Genomic DNA, 16,818 nt, shown 5'->3' with positions numbered 1-16,818 from the left:
CGTGCCCCCTTGCGGAAAATGTCATCGAACTGCCATGCAAGCCGGGGCCCGAACCGGCGTAGCCATATCGCCCGCGGGGAGTTATACCCACCAGTCACATATCGAGAGGGTCCACCGTGTCGCTGCTGCCGGAGACCGGCCGACGGGTCGAGGAGATCGCCGTCCGCGCGCAGGCCGAGGGGCGTGCGCCGTCCCTCGCCCTGGCCATCGTGCGGGATCGCGCCGTGCTGCACCAGGTTGTGGCGGGCGAGCACCCGCGGCCGGACGCGAAGACGCAGTACCGGCTGGGCTCGATCACCAAGACGATCACCGCCACGCTGGTCATGCAGCTGCGCGACGAGGGCTTCTTCGCCCTCGACGACCTGCTCTATCGCCATCTGCCGGGCACCCCGATCGGCGGGGTGACGCTGCGCCAGCTGCTGGGCCACGTCTCGGGCCTGCAGCGGGAGCCGGACGGCGCCTGGTGGGAGCGCACGACCGGCGGCGATGTCGACCAGCTGCTGGCCGCGCTCGGCTACGACAAGGTCGCCGGGCCACCGTTCCGGCGCTATCGCTATTCCAATCTGGCGTACGGGCTGCTGGGCGCCGTCCTCGAGCGGGTGACCGGCGAGAGCTGGCCGACGCTGGCCGGCAAGCGGGTGCTCGACCCGCTGGGCATGAAACGCACAACCTGCGCGCCGGTCGAGCCGTTCGCCCGGGGCTACGTGGTCCACGAGCTCGACCGGTCACTGCACGAGGAGCCCCGGCTCGACTCGGGCGCGATGGCGCCGGCCGGTCAGCTCTGGTCCACGCTGACCGACATGGCGAAGTGGGCGGCCTTCTGGACCGACCCCGCGCCGGCCGTGCTGGCCCGCGAGACGGTCGACGAGATGTGCGCGCCGGTGGTGATCAGCGACCTCGAGTCGTGGACCGCCGGCCACGGGCTGGGGCCGCAGCTCTACCGGGTCGGTGAGCGGATCTTCGTGGGGCACGGCGGCTCGATGCCGGGCTATGTGGCTCAGCTGGCCGTCCACCGCCGGAGCCGGCTGGGCGTGATCGCCTTCGCCAACTCGTACGGCCTGGCCGGCACCACGATCAAGGACGTGGCCCTGGCGGCGCTGGCCGCGGCGGTCGACGGCGAGCCGGTCGCCGTCACCCCGTGGCAGCCGCCGGCCCGGCCCACCGGCGAGGCGGCCACCCTGGTCGGCCGCTGGTGGTGGATGGGCCGCGAACACGAGATCACCCCGCACGGGGACGCGCTGATCATGACCGGCCCGCACCATCGGACCCGGTTCATTCGCGAGGCGCCCGACTGCTGGCGCGGCACCGAGGGCGAGAACGAGGGCGAGGTCCTGCGGATCCGGCGGGACGACGAGGGCCGGGTGACCGCGATCGACATCGCCACGTTCGTCTTCACACGAGATCCAGCACATCTGGCCTGAGTTCGACCGGAGCGGCGACCGGCCGGCGCGAGCGGAAGCCCAGCGCCAGCCCGGCCGAGACCACGGCGACACCCAGCCACACGGCGAGCCCGGGCATCGGGCCGCCGACGGCCACCCCGACCACCGCCGCCGAGACCGGGGCGATTCCGGTCAGCAGGCCGGCGCGGGCCGAGCCGAGGCGCTGGACGCAGGTGTACCAGAGGACGAACGCCACCGCGGTGACCGCGACGGCCAGATAGACCCCGGCCAGCACGTCGTCCGGCCGCAGGCGCAGGACCGCGCCCGGCCCCTCGACGGCCAGGCCGCCCACGCCGAAGGCCATCGCGGCCATCCACGTCGAGTGCACCGACACCCCCAGCGGACCGTGCCGCCCCAGCACCGGCACGGCCAGCAGCGTGAAACCGGCCTCGCAGGCGAACGTCACCAGCGCCCACACCAGCCCGATGCCGTCGGTGCGCCCGAAGCCCTGCACCAGTGCCGCCCCGGCCGTGACGACCAGCGCCGCCACGATCAGCCGCCGGGCGGGCGCCTGGCCCTCCAGCAGCGGCCCGACCACGGCCAGCAGCAACGGGACGCAGGCCACGGCCACCCCGAGCACGGCCGGCTCGGCGTGCCGGGAGCCCTGCACCAGCGCCACGTTGAAGATGATCATGCCGGTCAGGACCACCCCGGCGAGCCAGAGCCATTCGGTACGCCGGGGCCGCCTCAGCCGCCGGCCGGTGACCCGGGACCACAGGACGAGCAGGAGGCAAGCGACCGCGTACCGCAGGGCCTGGACGGTCGAGGACGGGGCGTCGGCCAGGAACGCGGAGACGGCCACGCTGCCGCCGACGAAAGCCATGCCCGTGGCGCCGGCGAGAGCGGGCAGCAGATTTGTCTTCACACCCTCGATGCTCGGCGCGATATGGTCCGGATTGAAGGACCAATCCCCACCGGCTCAGGAGGACCAATGTCCGGATCGGACTTCCTCCAGCTGCGTCCCGCGGACGCCCCGGCCAAGGGGCTGACCGCCTGGCTGGCCGACGGGCTGCGGTCCGCCGTCGCCGCCAAACGGCTGGCCCCGGGCGAGAGACTGCCGCCGACCCGGGTGCTGGCGGCCGAGCTCGAGGTCTCCCGGGGCGTGGTCGTCGACGCCTACCAGCGGCTGATCGACGAGGGGCTCGCGCAGGCCCGCACCGGCGCCGGCACGACGATCGTGGCCCACCCGCACGTCCGCGACGCCCCGTCCGACCGCCGGCGCGCCCTCGACACGCTGCGACTGCCCCTGCCGCCGGCCGACGGCATCGACCTCGACCTCTCCCCCGGCATCCCGGATCTGTCGGCCTTCCCCCGTACGGCGTGGTTGCGCGCCGAACGGGCCGTGCTCGACGAGATCACCGCCGCCGACCTGGGCTACGGCGACCCGGGCGGCACCCCGCGCCTGCGCGCCGAGCTGGCCGGCTGGCTCGCCCGCACCCGCGGCGTCCGCGCCGAACCGGACGACGTGATCGTGGTCAACGGCGTCGCCCAGGCGCTGGCCCTGCTGGCCCAGACGATTCCGGCCCGCCGGATCGCGGTCGAGGACCCGGGGTCGCGCGGGGCCCGCGACCAGCTCGCGCACTGGGGCGTACGCCCGGAGCCCGTACCGGTCGACGACGAGGGGCTGGTCGTCGAGGCGCTGACCCAGGAGGCGGCCGTCATCACGCCGGCCCACCAGTTCCCGACCGGGGTCGTGCTCAGCCCGGCCCGGCGGCGGGCGCTGCTGACCTGGGCGACCGCCGGCGGCCTGATCATCGAGGACGACTACGACGCCGAGCACCGCTACGACCGGCCCCCGGTGGCGGCGCTTCAGGGCTCGGCGCCGGACCACGTGGCGTACGCGGGAAGTGTCTCGAAATCTCTGGCTCCGGGCATGCGGCTGGGCTGGCTGATCGCTCCCCGCCGCCTGCAGCCCGCGCTGCTCACGGCCAAGCACGACAGCGACCTCGGCAACCCCGCGCTGCCGCAGCTGGTGCTGGCCCGGCTGCTGGCGACCGGCGACTACGAGCGGCACCTGCGCACCGTCCGCGCCCGCCAGCGCCGCCGCCGCGACGCGCTCCTGGCCGGGCTCCGCACCCACCTGCCGCGGGCCCGGGTGATCGGCGTGGCGGCCGGACTGCATCTGTTGATCATGCTCGACGGCGACGAACCGGACACCGTCACGGCCCAGCGCGCGGCGGCTGCGGGCGTCCTCGTCCACCCGCTGTCCTGGCACCGTATGACGCCCGGACCGCCCGGTCTGATCCTCGGCTACGCGGCCAACCCACCGGACCGGCTGACCGAGGCCGCCCGGCGCCTGGGTGCGGTCACGGGACGGTGACGAAGTCGATCAGCCGCTCCATCGAGTTGATGAGCGGCGTCTCGACGTCCTTGTAGCTGCTCACCGAGGACAGGATCCGGCGCCACATGTCGTACGGCTCGCGCACACCCACGGCCGCGCAGATGCCCTCCTTCCACGGCCGGCCGGGCGGGATCACCGGCCACTTCGAGAGCCCGACGCGCTGCGGCTTCACGGCCTGCCAGATGTCGACGTACGGATGGCCGGTCACCAGCACGTCCGGGTCGGTCACGGCGGCCACGATCCGGCTCTCCTTGCTGCCGGGGACGAGATGGTCGACCAGGACGCCCAGCCGCCGCCGCGGGCCCGGCCGGAACTCGCGGACCGCGCCGGCCAGGTCGTCGATGCCGTCCAGCGGCTCGACCACGATGCCCTCGATCCGCAGGTCGTCACCCCAGATGCGCTCGACCAGCGCCGCGTCGTGGACGCCCTCGACCCAGATCCGGCTCGCCTTGGCCACCTGGGCCCGGACGCCCTCGACGGCGACCGACCCCGAGGCCGTGACCCGCCGCTGGGCCTGAGCCGGCGCCGCCGCGGGCCGGCGCAGCGTGACCGGCTGCCCGTCGAGCAGGAAAGCGGCCGGCGCCAGCGGGAAATTGCGCCGCTTGCCGTGCCGGTCCTCCAGCACCACCGCGCCCAGCTCGAAGCCGATCACCGCCCCGCAGAACCCGGACTCGGCGTCCTCGACGACCAGGTCGCGTTCGGCGTCCACCTCGGGGATCACCTTGCGCCGGCGCCAGTTCCCCTTGAGCACGTCCTCCCCATACATGCAAGGCACCGTAACCCGTGCGTTGGGACACGGCGTTTCTGACGCTCCGGCCGAGACAAGGTTCCCGGCGGGCACGTACCCTTGCTCGCATGTCCCCCGCAGCTGATGCGGCCACCCGCGTCGCGCGGCGCTCCACCCGGCTCGTGTCCTGGGTCCGCGCCTGGCGCGCCGGGCTCGTCCCCTTCGACGAGCTGGCCGACGAGATCGCCCACGACGAGGAGCACCTCGTCGCCGACGTGCCCGGCACGTGGACCGACGTGCCGCTGCCGCAGGGCCTGCCCACGTTCGCCAAGCTGCACCCCGACGACATCCGCCTCGTGCTGCCGGCTCCCGGCGACCCGCGCGGGCTGCCCGGCCCGGGCCCGCTGACCGGCGCGGCCATGCTGGCCGGCGAGGCCGTGATGACGCCGTCGTTCGGCATCGTGCCCGAGGTCCGGCAGCACGTCTCCGGGTCCGGGGTCGAGTTCGAAACGGTGCTGTGGCGGTGGTTCCCGGTGGAAAACTACCGCCCGGTCTTCCAGATGGGCGCGGCCGAGGCCGAGGCCGAGCTGACCCTGGCCCTGGGCGAGGCGACGACCCAGCTGACCAAACTCGACGTGGCCCAGTGGAAACCCGAGCTGGCCGGCGCGCTGCAGGCGTTGCGCCGCCCCGAGAGCACGGCCACCCTGCCGCCCGGCTTCGACCCGCGGGCCCGCCGCCTGTTCGCCCGCGCCTCGATCCTCGACCAGGTGCTCGCGCTGGCCGAGACGAACGCGCCCGGCGGCGCCATCAACGGCTACGAGGCCCAGCAACGCGACGCCGCCCTGCGCCCGCTGATGGACGCGTGCCGCCAGGCGCTGGTCGCCGCGTGCAACTCGCCGCTGCATGCCTGACCGCTTCAAGCACTGCACGTTCTGCGGCGCGCGCTTCGTGCCGGGCCTCTCCTGGCCGCGTCGCTGCGCAGCCTGCGGCGAGATGTCCTACCGCAACCCGAGCCCGGTCGCGGTCGCCGTGCAGCCGGTCGGCGCCGGCCTGCTGGTGATCCGGCGGGCCATCCCGCCCGCCCTCGACCAGCTGGCGCTGCCCGGCGGCTACCTCGACTTCGGCGAGTCCTGGCAGGACGGCGCGGCGCGCGAGCTCTTCGAGGAGACCGGCCTGACCGCCGACCCGGCGACGGCCACCCTCTACGACGCGATCAGCGCCCCCGACAGCACATTGCTCCTGTTCGCCCGCTTCCCGGCGCTGGCTTCGGCCGACGACATCCCGCCGTCCAAGCCCAACGACGAGACGCACGGCTGGGAAGTCCTCGAAGGCCCGGCCGAGCTCGGTTTCAGCATTCACACCGCCGTCGCGGCCCGGTATTTCAGTCGATCCGATCGGCCGTGACCAGTTCGGCCAGGAGCAGCTGGATGGCCGGGGCGCAGCGGTCGGCGTCGGACGAGGTGAACCAGGCCAGTTCGGCGATCTCGTTGGCGGGAGCCGGCTGCTCGTCCGGTTTGCCGCCGGTGAAGCAGATCAGCCGCACCTCGGTGCCGGGTGGGCGGTTGTGGGCGGGGGCCACGATCTCGGTCAGCAGGGTGAGGTCGGCCGGGTCGACGGTGAGGCCGACCTCTTCCCGTGTCTCGCGGGCGGCGGCCTCGGCGTACGTCTCGAAGGGCTCCGGTTTGCCGCCGGGCAGATAGAAAGCGTCCGAACCCCGGGGACGCACCACCAGGACCCGGCGGTCGCGGACGCAGACCCAGGCCGCGGCGATCACTTCGGCTGTCACCTCGTGAGCCTAATTCGGGGGCGCCCGGACACCGCGGTCACTAGCCTGCACCACCATGGAGATTCGGGTGGAGCGGGATGGGGACGACGTCGCCGAGGTGCATCGGGCGGCTTTCGGCGGCGCGCACGGCGACAAGGTCGCCGAGCTGGTGACGGCGCTCAGACGCGACGACCCGGAGTCGCTGTCGCTCGTGGCCGAGGTGGACGGGCAGGTCGTCGGGAACGTCATGTTCACCCGGAGCCTGCTCGACGCACCGCCGCGGCTGGTCGACGTCTGGGTGCTCAGCCCGCTCGGCGTCCTGCCCGGACACCAGCGGCAGGGTGTGGGGCGGGCGTTGGTCAAGCGCGGCCTCGAAATCGCCGACGAGCAGCGGGTGCCGCTCGTCTTCCTCGAAGGGGATCCGGCTTACTACGCGAAGGCGGGCTTCCGGGCCGGCGGGGACCTCGGTTTCCGCAAGCCGTCGCTGCGCATCCCGGACGTGGCGTTCCAGGTCTTTCCGCTCACCGCGTACGAGCCGTGGATGACCGGCACGCTGGTCTACTCGGCCACGTTCTGGGACTACGACTGCGTCGGGCTGCGCGATTCCTGAGCCTGCACGTCGTCGATGTGTGGCGGGGTGTGCACCCGCGTCGCGATGAGCGCGGCCACCAGGCACGCGGCCGCGCCGACGAGCAGGGCCAGGCGCGGGCCGCCCTGGCCGCTGAGCCAGCCGCTGAGCACGCTGCCGATCGGGGTCGTACCGAGGTAGACGAAGACCCAGAGCGCCAGGACGCGGCCGCGGTACTCCGGGGCGGCGTGCAACTGGATCGCGGTGGACGCGAGGGTGGCGAAGCCGAACGCGGCCGCGCCGGTCAGCAGCAGGGTGACGGCGGCAACCGGCACGTCGGGGGCGACCGCGGTGAGGGCCATGCCGGCCGCGAAGGCAAAGGCCGTGAAGACCAGATACGTACGCCTCGGGTGCTTGATCAGTCCCACCGCGAGCGAGCCGAGAACGGCGCCGACGCTCAGCATCGTGGAGAGCAGCCCGTAGGTGCCGCCGTCGCCGTGGAAGGTCTGCTTGGCCAGCACCGGCAGCACGACGGCGAAGTTGAACGCCAGCAGGCCGACGAACGCCATCATCACCAGCGGCAGCCAGACCTGCTGACGCGTCCGGGCGTACCGGATGGCGTCGGCCACGCCGGTGTGCGAGACCGCGCGGCGGCCGGTCGTGAGCGGCCGGATGACCAGCAGCGCGGCGATGACGGCCAGATACGAGAACGCGTTCACGGCGAAGCAGGCCGTTGTGCCGGCCGCGACGATGAGCACGCCGGCCAGGGCCGGACCGACGACGCGGGCGCTGTTCATCACCACGCCGTTGAGGCTGACCGCGCTGGACAGATCCGGCGCCGGCACGAGCGAGCTCACGAAGGCCTGCCGGGCCGGTGAGTCGACGATCCCGATGACGCCACCGGCCACACTGACCGCGATGATGAGCGGCACCCCCGCATGTCCGGCCATCGCGGCCAGCCACAGGATCAAGGCCAGGACGCCGTACGTGGCCTGGGTGACGAGGATGAGCCGGCGCAGGTCGAACCGGTCGGCGACGGTCCCGCCCCACGGCCCGAAGAGCAGCGACGGCACGCCACCGACCGCGAGCACCAGCCCCAGCGCCGAGGCCGAACCGGTCAGTTGCAGCACGAGCCACCCGATCGCCGTCTGCTGCACAAAGGTTCCACTGGCCGAGGCGATCTGCCCGCCGAAATACCACCGGAAGGGCACGGAGCGCAGCGCGCGGAAGCTGTCGGTCATGGGCGCCGCTTTGCCCCGTCCGGCCGGTCGGCGAATCGGGCTCGTGATCGACGCCTCACGCGACCCGGCTCACGCCGGTTTCCGCAGCGCCGGGTTGGCGCCGCCCTTTACGTTGACGACATGCAGATGCCGGAACTGGACGAGGGACAGCGAGTGCTGGCCGCCCGCGTCACCGCGATGCTCGAGGGGCTCGGACCGGCCGACGACCACTCGGCGGCCCTGCCCGCGCTGCGCGAGTTCACCCGCGACCGGCTGGTGCTCGGGGACGTGCTGGGCGATTACCTGCATCTGGTGATGGCCGGCAGCCAGGCCGAGACGATCTCGCACTGGCCGGTGCTCGAGCTGCTGCGCTCGGCGGGGGCCGACGAGGAGCGGGCCGCGGCCAAGGCGGCCTGGCTGCGGACCGGGGACGTCACTCCACCACGGTGAGCACGACGCCCTCGGGGATGTGGCGCAGCAGGGTGCGTTGCGCGTCCGGGGGCATCCGGATGCAGCCGTTGGAGATGGCCCGCCCGAAGGCCGACTCGTCGCTCCACGCGTGGATCGCGGTGTGCCCGTTGCGCAGCGAGGCCGACAGCGCGTCCCGGTCGTCGGGGATCGCGCCGAGCACCAGCGCGTCCAGCCCGGCATAGACGTTTCCTTGGGTGATGGTGCGCCCCATCACGAAGGTCCGTCCGAGCGGCGTCGGCGTCCGTGCGGAGCCGACCGCCACCTCCCAGTCGCCGCGCGGCTTGCCGTTGTGCAGCCAGGTGAGCCGCCGCTCACCGCGGTCGACGATGAGCTGGTCGCGCAGCGGGTGCACGGTCCCGGCACTGACCGGCACCCAGCCGATGCGGCGGTTGATCGACGGGATCAGCACCGCCAGCCAGCCCGGCCGCCGCGAGACGACCGGCGCCGTCACCGGCAGGCCGCTGATCGTGCGGGGCAGGAACGCCCGAGCCGTCCCGCCCGGTGCGTCGTAGACGGCGACCTTGCCGTGCGGTCGCAGCCCCTCGGCCACCGTTTCGAGCGAGTGCGGCGCCGGATCCGGCGGAAAGCCCCGGGCCGCGTGCCAGTACGAGATCTTGGGCAGCCCGGCGGGCGCCGGCCCGGCTTTCGGCACCGGTTCGACCGTGGGCGCCGCCACGACGGCGGCCGGCACCCGGCGTACGGTCAGGGTCCCGTCGGGTTCGCCGCGGGTGGCCGCCATGGCCGCGGTGGCTCCCAGCGCCACCACGAGCAGCCCGCCCGCCATCCCCCTACGGGTATACATCACACCACACTATGACAAATTGATCGTCTGCAAGAATGCGTCGATGCGAAAGGCGATCATCTTTCACGGCACCGGCGGCAATCCCGGCGTGGCTTGGTATCCCTGGCTCGCGGCACGGCTGACCGAGCGGGGGTACGAGGTTGAGGTTCCGCATTACCCCGGGCTCAACGTCGAGCCGGTCGCCGAGTTACTGCCCCGGGTCCTCGAGGCGCACCACTTCGACGAGCAGACCGTGCTCGTCGGCCACTCCGGCGGGTCCGCGCTGCTGCTCGCGCTGCTCGAACACGTGACCGTCGCCCAGGCGATCCTCGTGGCCGGATACTCCACGCCGCCCAACGATTCCGACGAGCCCGTGCTGCAAGCCGGCTACGACTGGGACACCATCCGGGCCCACGCCGGGGAGTTCGTGTTCATCAATTCCCGCCAGGACCCGTACGGCTGTGACGAGCACCAGGGCCGGGCCATGTTCGACCGGCTGGGCGGCACCCAGATCATCCGCGACGACGGTCACTTCGGCGACTACAACCAGGTCTACGACGAGTTCCCGCTGCTCGACCGCCTCATCCCCTGAGCTTCTCGAGCCGGGCCACCCGGCGTGGCCCGGCCGTGCGGCGATAGCTGGCGTCGAGCAGCTCGGCGACCTCGGCCCAGTCGGTGTCGTCGTCCAGGTCGACGCCGATCCACCCACTGGGCCCGAGATAGGCCGGCACGTAACAGCGCGGGTCGTCGGTCAGCGCCACCCGCTCGTCCGCATCGAGCAGCACCAGCAGCGACTGGTGATGCCGCCGATACTCCCCGTCCACCTTGACCGACCCGCCGTAATAGGCGAACACCTTGGTCGTGAAGAACGCCGGGATCCCGTGCGACACCTTCTCCGCCGCGTCGGGAAAGGCCAGGGCCAATTCCCGTACGCGGTGAAGCACCTCATCCGACTCGTCGAACATGAGTGGATGAGCCATGGGTCAGATCTCGTCGATCAGGTCGGCGACCGAGTTGATGATGCGGGACGGGCGGAACGGATAACGCTCCGCCTCCTCGCGGGTGCTGATGCCGGTGAGCACGAGGATCGTCTCCAGGCCGGCCTCCAGCCCGCAGAGGATGTCGGTGTCCATCCGGTCGCCGATCATCGCCGTACTCTCGCTGTGGGCCTCGATGGTGTTGAGGGCCGACCGCATCATCATCGGGTTGGGCTTGCCGACGAAATACGGGTCGACGCCGGTGGCCTTGGAGATCATCGCGGCCACCGAGCCCGCCGCGGGCAGCGCGCCCTCGTTCGAGGGGCCGGTCGCGTCCGGGTTGGTGCAGATGAAGCGGGCACCGCCGTCGATCAGCCGGATCGCCTTGGTGATCGCCTCGAAACTGTAGGTGCGGGTCTCCCCCAGCACCACGTAGTCGGGGTCGAACTCGGTCAGTACATAACCCGCCGCGTGCATGGCCGTGGTCAGACCGGCTTCGCCGATGACGTACGCCGTGCCGCCCGGCCGCTGGTCGGCCAGGAACTGCGCGGTGGCCAAAGCGGCCGTCCAGATCGACGTCTCGGGCACGTCGAAGCCCATCCGGGTGAGCCGGGCCTGCAGGTCACGCGGCGTGTAGATCGAGTTGTTGGTGAGGATCAGGAACGGCTTCCCGGAGGTCTTCATCCGGTTGACGAACTCGGGGGCGCCCGGCACCGGCACACCCTCGTGGACGAGGACCCCGTCCATGTCGGTGAGCCAGCTCTCGACGGCCTTGCGCTCGGGCATCATGCTCCTCGTCGCTGTGGGGGTGGGCAGCACGGGACCGGGCAGTCGTCCCAGACCGGCAGCGTACCGAGCCGTTCGAGCGGCGCACCGCCGGTGCGCTCCTGCACGAGCTGGCGCACCATCGTCACGAAGCGCGGATCGGTGCCGGGCGTCGCCGCCCGCGCATACCCGAGACCCAGCCGCTTGGCCGTGTCGGCCGCCTCGTTGTCGAGGTCCCAGAGCACCTCGAGGTGGTCGGAGACGAAGCCGATCGGGCTGACCACGACGTCGGTGACGCCCTGCTGCTGGAGCGTCTCGAGGTGGTCGTTGATGTCGGGCTCCAGCCACGGCACCTGCGGCGGGCCGGAGCGGCTCTGCCAGACCAGGTCCCAGTCGTCGTTCCCGGCCACCAGCCGCGCGGTCTCGTGCAACTGCGCCTCGTAGCGCCCGCCGGTCGGGCCGGCCGTGCGGGCCATGCTCGACGGGATCGAGTGGGCGGTGAAGACCAGGCGCGTCGTGGCGCGCCGGCTCTCGTCCAGGGTGGCCAGTGCGGACCGGACGGCCGAAGCGTGCGGCTCGACGAAGCCGGGGTGATCCCAGAACTGGCGCAGCTTGGAGATCACCGGGGCGCCCGGACCAACCTTGGCCCGGGCGTCGGCGATGTCCTCCCAGTACTGCTTGCACGACGAATACCCGCCGTAGGCGCTGGTCGCGAACCCGAGCGCGTGCGTGATGCCGTCGTCGCGCATCTGCGCCACCGTGTCGGCCAGCATCGGCTGCCAGTTGCGGTTGCCCCAGTAGGTGGGCAGGCCGACGCCGTTCTCCTGGAAGTCCTTCTCCACGGCGGCGAGCAGGTCGCGATTCTGCTGGTTGATCGGCGAGACGCCGCCGAAGTGGTAGTAGTGCTCGGCCACCTCGGCCAGGCGCTCGTCGGGGACGCCCCGCCCGCGCACCACGTTGCGCAGGAACGGCATCACATCGTCGGGCTTCTCGGGGCCACCGAAGGACAGCAGAACAAAGGCGTCATAGACCACCGCTCCACTATCCCACCGGGCTGAGCTGAGTTAGCAGTTGGCATGCCTTCCTGGCCCTACGTACGCTCCGCTCCTCCGGTGCAGTCAGTCATGCCCCCAGCGCGTGGTAACCCCCGTCGACGTGCACAACCTCACCGGTGGTGGCGGGGAACCAGTCGGAGAGCAGCGCGCAGATCGCCTTGCCGGTGGCCGTGGTGTCGTGCAGGTCCCAGCCCAGCGGCGCCCGGGCGGCCCACGCGTCCTCGAACTGCTCGAAGCCCGGGATCGACTTGGCGGCCATCGTGCGCAGCGGCCCGGCGCTGACCAGGTTGCTGCGGATGCCCTTCGGACCCAGGTGCAGCGCCAGATAGCGGTTGGCCGACTCGAGCCCGGCCTTGGCCACGCCCATCCAGTCGTAGACCGGCCACGCCTTGGTGGCGTCGAAGGTCAGACCCACGATGCTGCCCCCGGCCTGCATCAGCGGCAGGCAGGCGACGGCCAGCGCCTGGTAGGAGTACGTCGACACGTGCAGCGCCTTCGACACGTCCTCCCACTGCGCGTTGAGGAACTCGCCGCCGAGCACGCTCTGCGGGCCGAACGCGATCGAGTGCAGCACCCCGTCGATCCCGTCCACGTGCTCGCGCACCTTGTCCGGCAGCGCGGCCAGGTGCTCCGGGTCGGTGACGTCGAGCTCGATCACCGGCGGCGGCTCGGGCAGGCGCTTCGCGATCCGCTCGACCAGCGACATCCGGCCGAAGCCGGTCAGCACGACGGTCGCCCCGTTCTCCTGGGCGGTCTTGGCCGCCGAGAACGCGATCGAGGCGTCGGTGATGACGCCGGTGATGAGCAGCCGCTTGCCGGCCAGCAATCCAGACACTTCTCTCATGCTCCTTGTTGTGAAGGTCAGTGACCCATGCCGAGGCCACCGTCGACCGGGATGACGGCGCCGTTGATGTACGCGGCCGAATCGCCGGCCAGGAACGTCACCGCGGCCGCGACCTCGTCCACGGTGGCGAGCCGGCCCGCCGGGACAGCCTTGATGATCTCTGCCTGCCGGGCCTCGGACAACACCGCGGTCATCTCGGTGTCGATGAACCCGGGGGCCACCACGTTCGCCGTGATGTTGCGGCTGCCCAGCTCGCGGGTGATGCTGCGGGCCATGCCGACCAGGCCGGCCTTGCTCGCCGCGTAGTTGACCTGACCCGGCCCGCCGTAGAGGCCGACCACGGACGAGATGAAGATCATGCGACCCCACTTGGCGCGCAGCATCTTGGAGCTGGCCCGCTTGGCGACCCGGAACGAGCCCTTGAGGTTCGTGTCGATCACCCGCTCGAACTGCTCCTCGCTCATCCGCAGCAGCAGCGTGTCGTCGGTGACGCCGGCGTTGGCCACGAGCACCTCGACCGGGCCGAGGTCCTTCTCGATCTGGGTGAACGCGGCGTCGACCTGCTCCGGGACGGTGATGTCGCACTGCACGCCGTACAGCCCCTCGGGCGCCCCGCTGCCCCGGTGGGTGACCGCGACCCGGTCGCCCTGCGCCTCGAACGCCCGCGCGATCGCGAGGCCGATGCCCCGGTTGCCGCCTGTCACCAACACCGTACGCACGCCGTCGCTCCTCATACCCAGGTACGGGGTGCCGGATGGCACCGCGGGGGCACGACGGCGCGGTGGTCAGCGCCGTAACCTGCCGGAGTGGAGACTATCGGCCCGGTGACCCGGCGCAATGCCACGGGGCCGCTGCGCCGCCTGTTGTGGTCGCTGGAGACTCCCCGCCCGGCGCCGAGGGCCCGCGCCTGGATCTATGTCCAGCCCCTCGGGTTGCTGGCCCTGGCCGGCCTCGGGCTCGCCGCCGGCGCCTACCTGACCGAGACCAGGAAGCTCGACGACGTCTGGGTCTCGATCGTGGCGGTCGGCTCGGTGCTGCCGGTCGCCTTCACTCTCCGTCGCCCGGTGCTCGCCTGGCGGCTGGGTTTCGTGATGCTCTTCCTGGGCACGCTGGAACCCTCCGCCCAGGAGTCGTGGCCGTGGAACACGGTCCAGATCCTCGGCTTCCTGCTGATCCTGGGCCGCCTGGCGGTGGTCGAGGACGCCTCGCTGACCATCTGGGCGACGGCCCTCAGCCTGGTCCCGGTCTTTGTGTACGCCCCGGACGCCAACGCCTGGGGCGCGGCGATCCTGCTGGTGGCGATCGCCGCGCTCGGCGACATCGTCGCGCGCCGGCGGCGTACGCGGGCCTTGCTGGCCGAGAAAGAGGAGCTCACCGAACTCGAGCGGGCCAAACGGGCCGTGCTGGAGGAACGCACACGGATCGCCCGCGAGATGCACGACGTGGTCGCCCACCACATGTCGATGATCGCCGTCCGCGCCGAGACGGCGCCCTACCGGGTGGGCGAGCTGTCGCCCGCGGCCAAGGACGAGCTCGCCGGCATCGCGTCGTCGGCCCGGGAGGCGCTCACGGACATGCGACGGCTGCTCGGCGTGCTGCGGGCCGAGGAGGGTGAGGCGCTGCTCGCGCCGCAGCCCGGGCTGGCCGAGGTCGACGACCTGATCGCGAACGCGCTGGCCGCGGGCGTCGACGTCACGTTCCGGCGGTCGGGCTCGTTCGCCGCGGGCGCCGGCCCGGAACCGGACGGTGACCGCGGCGCCCCTGTGGATAACTCGCAGGCTCCCCGCGAGGAACCCGATAGGCTGCCCACCCTGGGTGGGGCGGCGGAATTGGCTGCTTATCGGATCTTGCAGGAGGCGCTGGCCAACGCCGCACGCCACGCGCCCGGCGCCCCGGTCAGCATCGATGCCCGCGGCCTGGCCGACCGGCTGGAGCTCATCGTGCGCAACAGGGTGACCGGCCCGGTGACGCCCAGCCCGGGCCACGGCTTGCCGGGCATGCGCGAGCGCGCCACCCTCCTGGGCGGCACGCTGTCGGCCGGCCCCGACGGCGACGACTTCGTGGTTCGGGCGGTGCTGCCGCTGACGCCCCCGGACCCGACGGCCTCGGACCAGTCAACCGACGCGACGCGTCCACCAAGCCCGCGGCGATCAGCGGACGCGGCGCCGTCAACCGAGGCTCAGCGGCCGGCCGACGCGACGCGGGAGGCGCAATGATCAAGGTTCTGATCGCGGACGACCAGGCGATGGTCCGCCAGGGCTTCGGCGCACTGCTGGCCGCCCAGTCCGACATGCTGGTCGTCGGTGACGCGGCCGACGGTGCGGCCGCCGTGACCCAGTCGCGCGAGCTGCGCCCCGACGTGGTGCTGATGGACGTGCGCATGCCGGTCATGGACGGCCTGGAGGCCACCCGCCGGCTGAACCACCAGGACGGCCCCAAAGTCCTGATCCTGACCACCTTCGACCTGGACGACTACGTGTACGCGGCCCTGCGCGCCGGAGCGAGCGGCTTCCTGCTGAAGGACGCCCCCGCCGCCGACCTCATCCACGCCGTACGGGTCGTGGCCTCGGGCGAAGCCCTGCTGGCCCCCACGGTGACCCGGCGCCTGATCGCCGAGTTCGCCGCGCGGCCGCTCGCCGACCGGCCCAAGCCCGCCGCGCTCAACGCTCTGACCCCGCGCGAGACCGACGTGTTGCGCCTGATCGCGCGAGGTCTGTCCAACCACGAGATCGCCGGTGACCTGATCGTGGCCGAGCAGACGGTGAAGACCCACATCGGACGCATCCTGTCCAAGCTCGGCCTGCGCGACCGCGCCCAGGCAGTCGTTTTCGCCTACGAGACCGGCCTCGTCATACCGGGGTAGCACCATCGACAGCGGTCTGTGGGGTGACGATCCGGGGGCCACTTCGGCCGGACGCTCCGCGGCATGCGCATCCTCATCCTGATCAGCCTGCTCGCCCTCCCGTTCTTCGCTCCCGCCCAACGAGCCGCAGCCGCTGTCCCGCCGGCCCCGAGCAGCCTCGCGGCCACCTACCGCGAGACCGCCACCCACATGCTCGCCACCGGCTGCCCCTACGCCACCTGGGCCGCCCACGGCCGCCACTTCCTCTTCTTCGACCCGGCCGGCGACGGCCGCGCGGCCGAAGTCCTCGGCGACCTGGCGACGGCCACCCGCATCGCGATCCTCGTCCCCGGCGTGGACACCACCCTGGCCGACTTCGACCGCGGCCTCGGCGGCGTCCCCCGCCGCGCTCCCGGCGTCCAGGCCCGCGCCCTGCACGACCTGCTGGCCAAGCGCGACCCGCACACCGCCGTCATCGCCTGGCTCGGCTACGACCCGCCGGAGGGCCTCGGCCCGGCCGCCGCCACCGAGGGCCGGGCCCGCGCCGGCGCCGCCGCGCTGACCACCTTCGTCCGTGATCTGGGGACGCGGCGGCCCGGCACCCGGGTCACGTTGATCGGCCACAGCTACGGCTCGATCGTGGTCGGTCTCGCCGCCCGGGAGCTTCCCGGGGTCGCCGATGTGGTCACGCTCGGCGCGCCCGGGATCGGAGCCGACCGGGCGGATGAGCTCGGCGGCGCGCGGGTCTGGTCGGCGCTCGCCCCGACCGACTGGATCCGCCGCATCCCGCAGGTGCGGGTGCTCGGGCTGGGTCTCGGCCGCCGTCCCAGCTCGCCCGGTTTCGGCGCGAACGCGCTGCCCACCGATGGTGTGGCCGGGCACGACTTCTATCTCGTACCGGGCAGTTCGACCTTGCGGGCGGTGGCTGACGTCGTCCTGACGGGTGGTCCTGAACACGACATGCCGGGCCGCGTTTCTTAGGAGCGCCTTAAGGGGTACAGTTCACGCGGTCCTGACGCCGAA

The 16,818-nt window shown here is 72.3% G+C and carries 20 protein-coding genes; 10 read left to right on the top strand and 10 right to left on the bottom strand.

All coding sequences use genetic code 11. The features are described from left to right. Nucleotides 1–116 precede the first annotated feature (116 nt). Nucleotides 117–1,421, top strand: a complete 1,305-nt coding sequence (locus tag NAG42_RS13950) for a serine hydrolase domain-containing protein (RefSeq protein ID WP_250030656.1) — start codon at nucleotides 117–119, stop codon at nucleotides 1,419–1,421. Here the strand turns inward: NAG42_RS13950 and NAG42_RS13945 are convergent. After that, nucleotides 1,393–2,304 carry a DMT family transporter gene (locus NAG42_RS13945; protein WP_250030655.1) on the bottom strand — a complete coding sequence of 304 codons (912 nt, stop codon included), beginning with the start codon at nucleotides 2,302–2,304 and terminating at the stop codon, nucleotides 1,393–1,395. The genes NAG42_RS13950 and NAG42_RS13945 overlap by 29 nt on opposite strands. 66 nt (nucleotides 2,305–2,370) lie before the next feature. On the opposite strand from NAG42_RS13945, the gene pdxR reads away from it, so the two are divergent. Continuing rightward, the gene (gene pdxR, locus NAG42_RS13940; protein WP_250030654.1) at nucleotides 2,371–3,759 is read left to right on the top strand and encodes a MocR-like pyridoxine biosynthesis transcription factor PdxR; all 1,389 of its coding nucleotides are present in this window, start codon (nucleotides 2,371–2,373) and stop codon (nucleotides 3,757–3,759) included. Here pdxR and NAG42_RS13935 read toward each other — a convergent pair. Beyond that, nucleotides 3,746–4,546 carry a DUF3097 domain-containing protein gene (locus NAG42_RS13935; protein WP_250030653.1) on the bottom strand — a complete coding sequence of 267 codons (801 nt, stop codon included), beginning with the start codon at nucleotides 4,544–4,546 and terminating at the stop codon, nucleotides 3,746–3,748. The genes pdxR and NAG42_RS13935 overlap by 14 nt on opposite strands. An 89-nt stretch (nucleotides 4,547–4,635) precedes the next feature. On the opposite strand from NAG42_RS13935, the gene NAG42_RS13930 reads away from it, so the two are divergent. Both NAG42_RS13930 and NAG42_RS13925 read left to right on the top strand, forming a co-directional pair. Next, nucleotides 4,636–5,418, top strand: coding sequence for an Rv1486c family protein (locus tag NAG42_RS13930; RefSeq protein ID WP_250030652.1), 783 nt, complete (start codon nucleotides 4,636–4,638; stop codon nucleotides 5,416–5,418). Then, on the top strand, nucleotides 5,411–5,911 hold the full coding sequence (locus NAG42_RS13925; RefSeq protein ID WP_250030651.1) for an NUDIX domain-containing protein: 501 nt from the start codon (nucleotides 5,411–5,413) through the stop codon (nucleotides 5,909–5,911). Before NAG42_RS13930 ends, NAG42_RS13925 begins: the two co-directional genes overlap by 8 nt. Here NAG42_RS13925 and NAG42_RS13920 read toward each other — a convergent pair. Continuing rightward, nucleotides 5,889–6,293 carry an NUDIX hydrolase gene (locus tag NAG42_RS13920; RefSeq protein ID WP_250030650.1) on the bottom strand — a complete coding sequence of 135 codons (405 nt, stop codon included), beginning with the start codon at nucleotides 6,291–6,293 and terminating at the stop codon, nucleotides 5,889–5,891. The genes NAG42_RS13925 and NAG42_RS13920 overlap by 23 nt on opposite strands. 55 nt (nucleotides 6,294–6,348) lie before the next feature. Here NAG42_RS13920 and NAG42_RS13915 point away from each other — a divergent pair, with 55 nt between their 5' ends. After that, nucleotides 6,349–6,882 (top strand): GNAT family N-acetyltransferase, encoded by a 534-nt coding sequence (locus tag NAG42_RS13915; RefSeq protein ID WP_250030649.1) that lies wholly within the window; start codon nucleotides 6,349–6,351, stop codon nucleotides 6,880–6,882. Here the strand turns inward: NAG42_RS13915 and NAG42_RS13910 are convergent. Next, nucleotides 6,852–8,081 carry an MFS transporter gene (locus NAG42_RS13910; RefSeq protein WP_250030648.1) on the bottom strand — a complete coding sequence of 410 codons (1,230 nt, stop codon included), beginning with the start codon at nucleotides 8,079–8,081 and terminating at the stop codon, nucleotides 6,852–6,854. The genes NAG42_RS13915 and NAG42_RS13910 overlap by 31 nt on opposite strands. A 120-nt stretch (nucleotides 8,082–8,201) precedes the next feature. On the opposite strand from NAG42_RS13910, the gene NAG42_RS13905 reads away from it, so the two are divergent. Next, on the top strand, nucleotides 8,202–8,510 hold the full coding sequence (locus NAG42_RS13905) for a hypothetical protein (RefSeq protein ID WP_250030647.1): 309 nt from the start codon (nucleotides 8,202–8,204) through the stop codon (nucleotides 8,508–8,510). Here NAG42_RS13905 and NAG42_RS13900 read toward each other — a convergent pair. After that, nucleotides 8,494–9,333, bottom strand: a complete 840-nt coding sequence (locus NAG42_RS13900) for a L,D-transpeptidase (RefSeq protein WP_250030646.1) — start codon at nucleotides 9,331–9,333, stop codon at nucleotides 8,494–8,496. The genes NAG42_RS13905 and NAG42_RS13900 overlap by 17 nt on opposite strands. 43 nt (nucleotides 9,334–9,376) lie before the next feature. Between NAG42_RS13900 and NAG42_RS13895 the strand changes: the two genes are divergently transcribed. Then, nucleotides 9,377–9,904: an alpha/beta hydrolase gene (locus NAG42_RS13895; RefSeq protein ID WP_250030645.1), complete on the top strand. Its 528-nt coding sequence runs from the start codon at nucleotides 9,377–9,379 to the stop codon at nucleotides 9,902–9,904. Here the strand turns inward: NAG42_RS13895 and NAG42_RS13890 are convergent. The 5 genes from NAG42_RS13890 to fabG form a co-directional block, all read right to left on the bottom strand. Further along, entirely contained in the window at nucleotides 9,894–10,292 is a 399-nt protein-coding gene (locus NAG42_RS13890) for an MmcQ/YjbR family DNA-binding protein (RefSeq protein ID WP_250030644.1), read from the bottom strand. The two genes, NAG42_RS13895 and NAG42_RS13890, sit on opposite strands and share 11 nt — an antisense overlap. 3 nt (nucleotides 10,293–10,295) lie before the next feature. Continuing rightward, nucleotides 10,296–11,075, bottom strand: a complete 780-nt coding sequence (locus tag NAG42_RS13885) for an HAD-IIA family hydrolase (protein ID WP_250030643.1) — start codon at nucleotides 11,073–11,075, stop codon at nucleotides 10,296–10,298. Then, a complete protein-coding gene (locus NAG42_RS13880) occupies nucleotides 11,075–12,088 on the bottom strand; it encodes a ferrochelatase (protein WP_250030642.1) in 1,014 nt (337 codons plus the stop codon). Before NAG42_RS13880 ends, NAG42_RS13885 begins: the two co-directional genes overlap by 1 nt. A gap of 88 nt (nucleotides 12,089–12,176) precedes the next feature. Continuing rightward, the gene (gene fabI / locus NAG42_RS13875) at nucleotides 12,177–12,944 is read right to left on the bottom strand and encodes an enoyl-ACP reductase FabI (RefSeq protein WP_250030641.1); all 768 of its coding nucleotides are present in this window, start codon (nucleotides 12,942–12,944) and stop codon (nucleotides 12,177–12,179) included. A gap of 26 nt (nucleotides 12,945–12,970) precedes the next feature. After that, nucleotides 12,971–13,687, bottom strand: a complete 717-nt coding sequence (gene fabG, locus NAG42_RS13870; protein WP_250030640.1) for a 3-oxoacyl-ACP reductase FabG — start codon at nucleotides 13,685–13,687, stop codon at nucleotides 12,971–12,973. A 72-nt stretch (nucleotides 13,688–13,759) separates the two neighbouring features. Here fabG and NAG42_RS13865 point away from each other — a divergent pair, with 72 nt between their 5' ends. The 3 genes from NAG42_RS13865 to NAG42_RS13855 all read left to right on the top strand — a co-directional run bounded on the left by NAG42_RS13865 (nucleotide 13,760) and on the right by NAG42_RS13855 (nucleotide 16,776). Continuing rightward, nucleotides 13,760–15,169 carry a sensor histidine kinase gene (locus NAG42_RS13865; protein ID WP_250030639.1) on the top strand — a complete coding sequence of 470 codons (1,410 nt, stop codon included), beginning with the start codon at nucleotides 13,760–13,762 and terminating at the stop codon, nucleotides 15,167–15,169. After that, nucleotides 15,166–15,816 (top strand): response regulator, encoded by a 651-nt coding sequence (locus tag NAG42_RS13860; RefSeq protein WP_250030638.1) that lies wholly within the window; start codon nucleotides 15,166–15,168, stop codon nucleotides 15,814–15,816. The genes NAG42_RS13865 and NAG42_RS13860 overlap by 4 nt, the downstream gene beginning before the upstream one ends. Before the next feature lie 63 nt (nucleotides 15,817–15,879). After that, on the top strand, nucleotides 15,880–16,776 hold the full coding sequence (locus NAG42_RS13855) for an alpha/beta hydrolase (RefSeq protein WP_250030637.1): 897 nt from the start codon (nucleotides 15,880–15,882) through the stop codon (nucleotides 16,774–16,776). Nucleotides 16,777–16,818 lie beyond the last annotated feature (42 nt).

The organism is Paractinoplanes maris (assembly GCF_023544465.1).
Lineage (GTDB): Bacteria > Actinomycetota > Actinomycetes > Mycobacteriales > Micromonosporaceae > Actinoplanes > Actinoplanes maris.
The sequence above is the reverse complement of the archived record's forward strand: the minus strand, read 5'-3'. Positions and strand labels throughout refer to the sequence as shown.

Excerpts from the sequence above, each read along its gene's own strand:
- NAG42_RS13860 (WP_250030638.1), top strand. The coding sequence starts at position 15,166 with ATGATCAAGGTTCTGATCGCGGACGACCAGGCGATGGTCCGCCAGGGC.
- NAG42_RS13930 (WP_250030652.1), top strand. The coding sequence starts at position 4,636 with ATGTCCCCCGCAGCTGATGCGGCCACCCGCGTCGCGCGGCGCTCCACC.
- NAG42_RS13895 (WP_250030645.1), top strand. The coding sequence starts at position 9,377 with ATGCGAAAGGCGATCATCTTTCACGGCACCGGCGGCAATCCCGGCGTG.
- NAG42_RS13900 (WP_250030646.1), bottom strand. The coding sequence starts at position 9,333 with ATGTATACCCGTAGGGGGATGGCGGGCGGGCTGCTCGTGGTGGCGCTG.
- NAG42_RS13935 (WP_250030653.1), bottom strand. The coding sequence starts at position 4,546 with ATGTATGGGGAGGACGTGCTCAAGGGGAACTGGCGCCGGCGCAAGGTG.
- NAG42_RS13925 (WP_250030651.1), top strand. The coding sequence starts at position 5,411 with ATGCCTGACCGCTTCAAGCACTGCACGTTCTGCGGCGCGCGCTTCGTG.
- pdxR (WP_250030654.1), top strand. The coding sequence starts at position 2,371 with ATGTCCGGATCGGACTTCCTCCAGCTGCGTCCCGCGGACGCCCCGGCC.
- NAG42_RS13910 (WP_250030648.1), bottom strand. The coding sequence starts at position 8,081 with ATGACCGACAGCTTCCGCGCGCTGCGCTCCGTGCCCTTCCGGTGGTAT.
- NAG42_RS13855 (WP_250030637.1), top strand. The coding sequence starts at position 15,880 with ATGCGCATCCTCATCCTGATCAGCCTGCTCGCCCTCCCGTTCTTCGCT.
- fabG (WP_250030640.1), bottom strand. The coding sequence starts at position 13,687 with ATGAGGAGCGACGGCGTGCGTACGGTGTTGGTGACAGGCGGCAACCGG.
- NAG42_RS13905 (WP_250030647.1), top strand. The coding sequence starts at position 8,202 with ATGCAGATGCCGGAACTGGACGAGGGACAGCGAGTGCTGGCCGCCCGC.
- NAG42_RS13885 (WP_250030643.1), bottom strand. The coding sequence starts at position 11,075 with ATGCCCGAGCGCAAGGCCGTCGAGAGCTGGCTCACCGACATGGACGGG.
- NAG42_RS13890 (WP_250030644.1), bottom strand. The coding sequence starts at position 10,292 with ATGGCTCATCCACTCATGTTCGACGAGTCGGATGAGGTGCTTCACCGC.
- NAG42_RS13915 (WP_250030649.1), top strand. The coding sequence starts at position 6,349 with ATGGAGATTCGGGTGGAGCGGGATGGGGACGACGTCGCCGAGGTGCAT.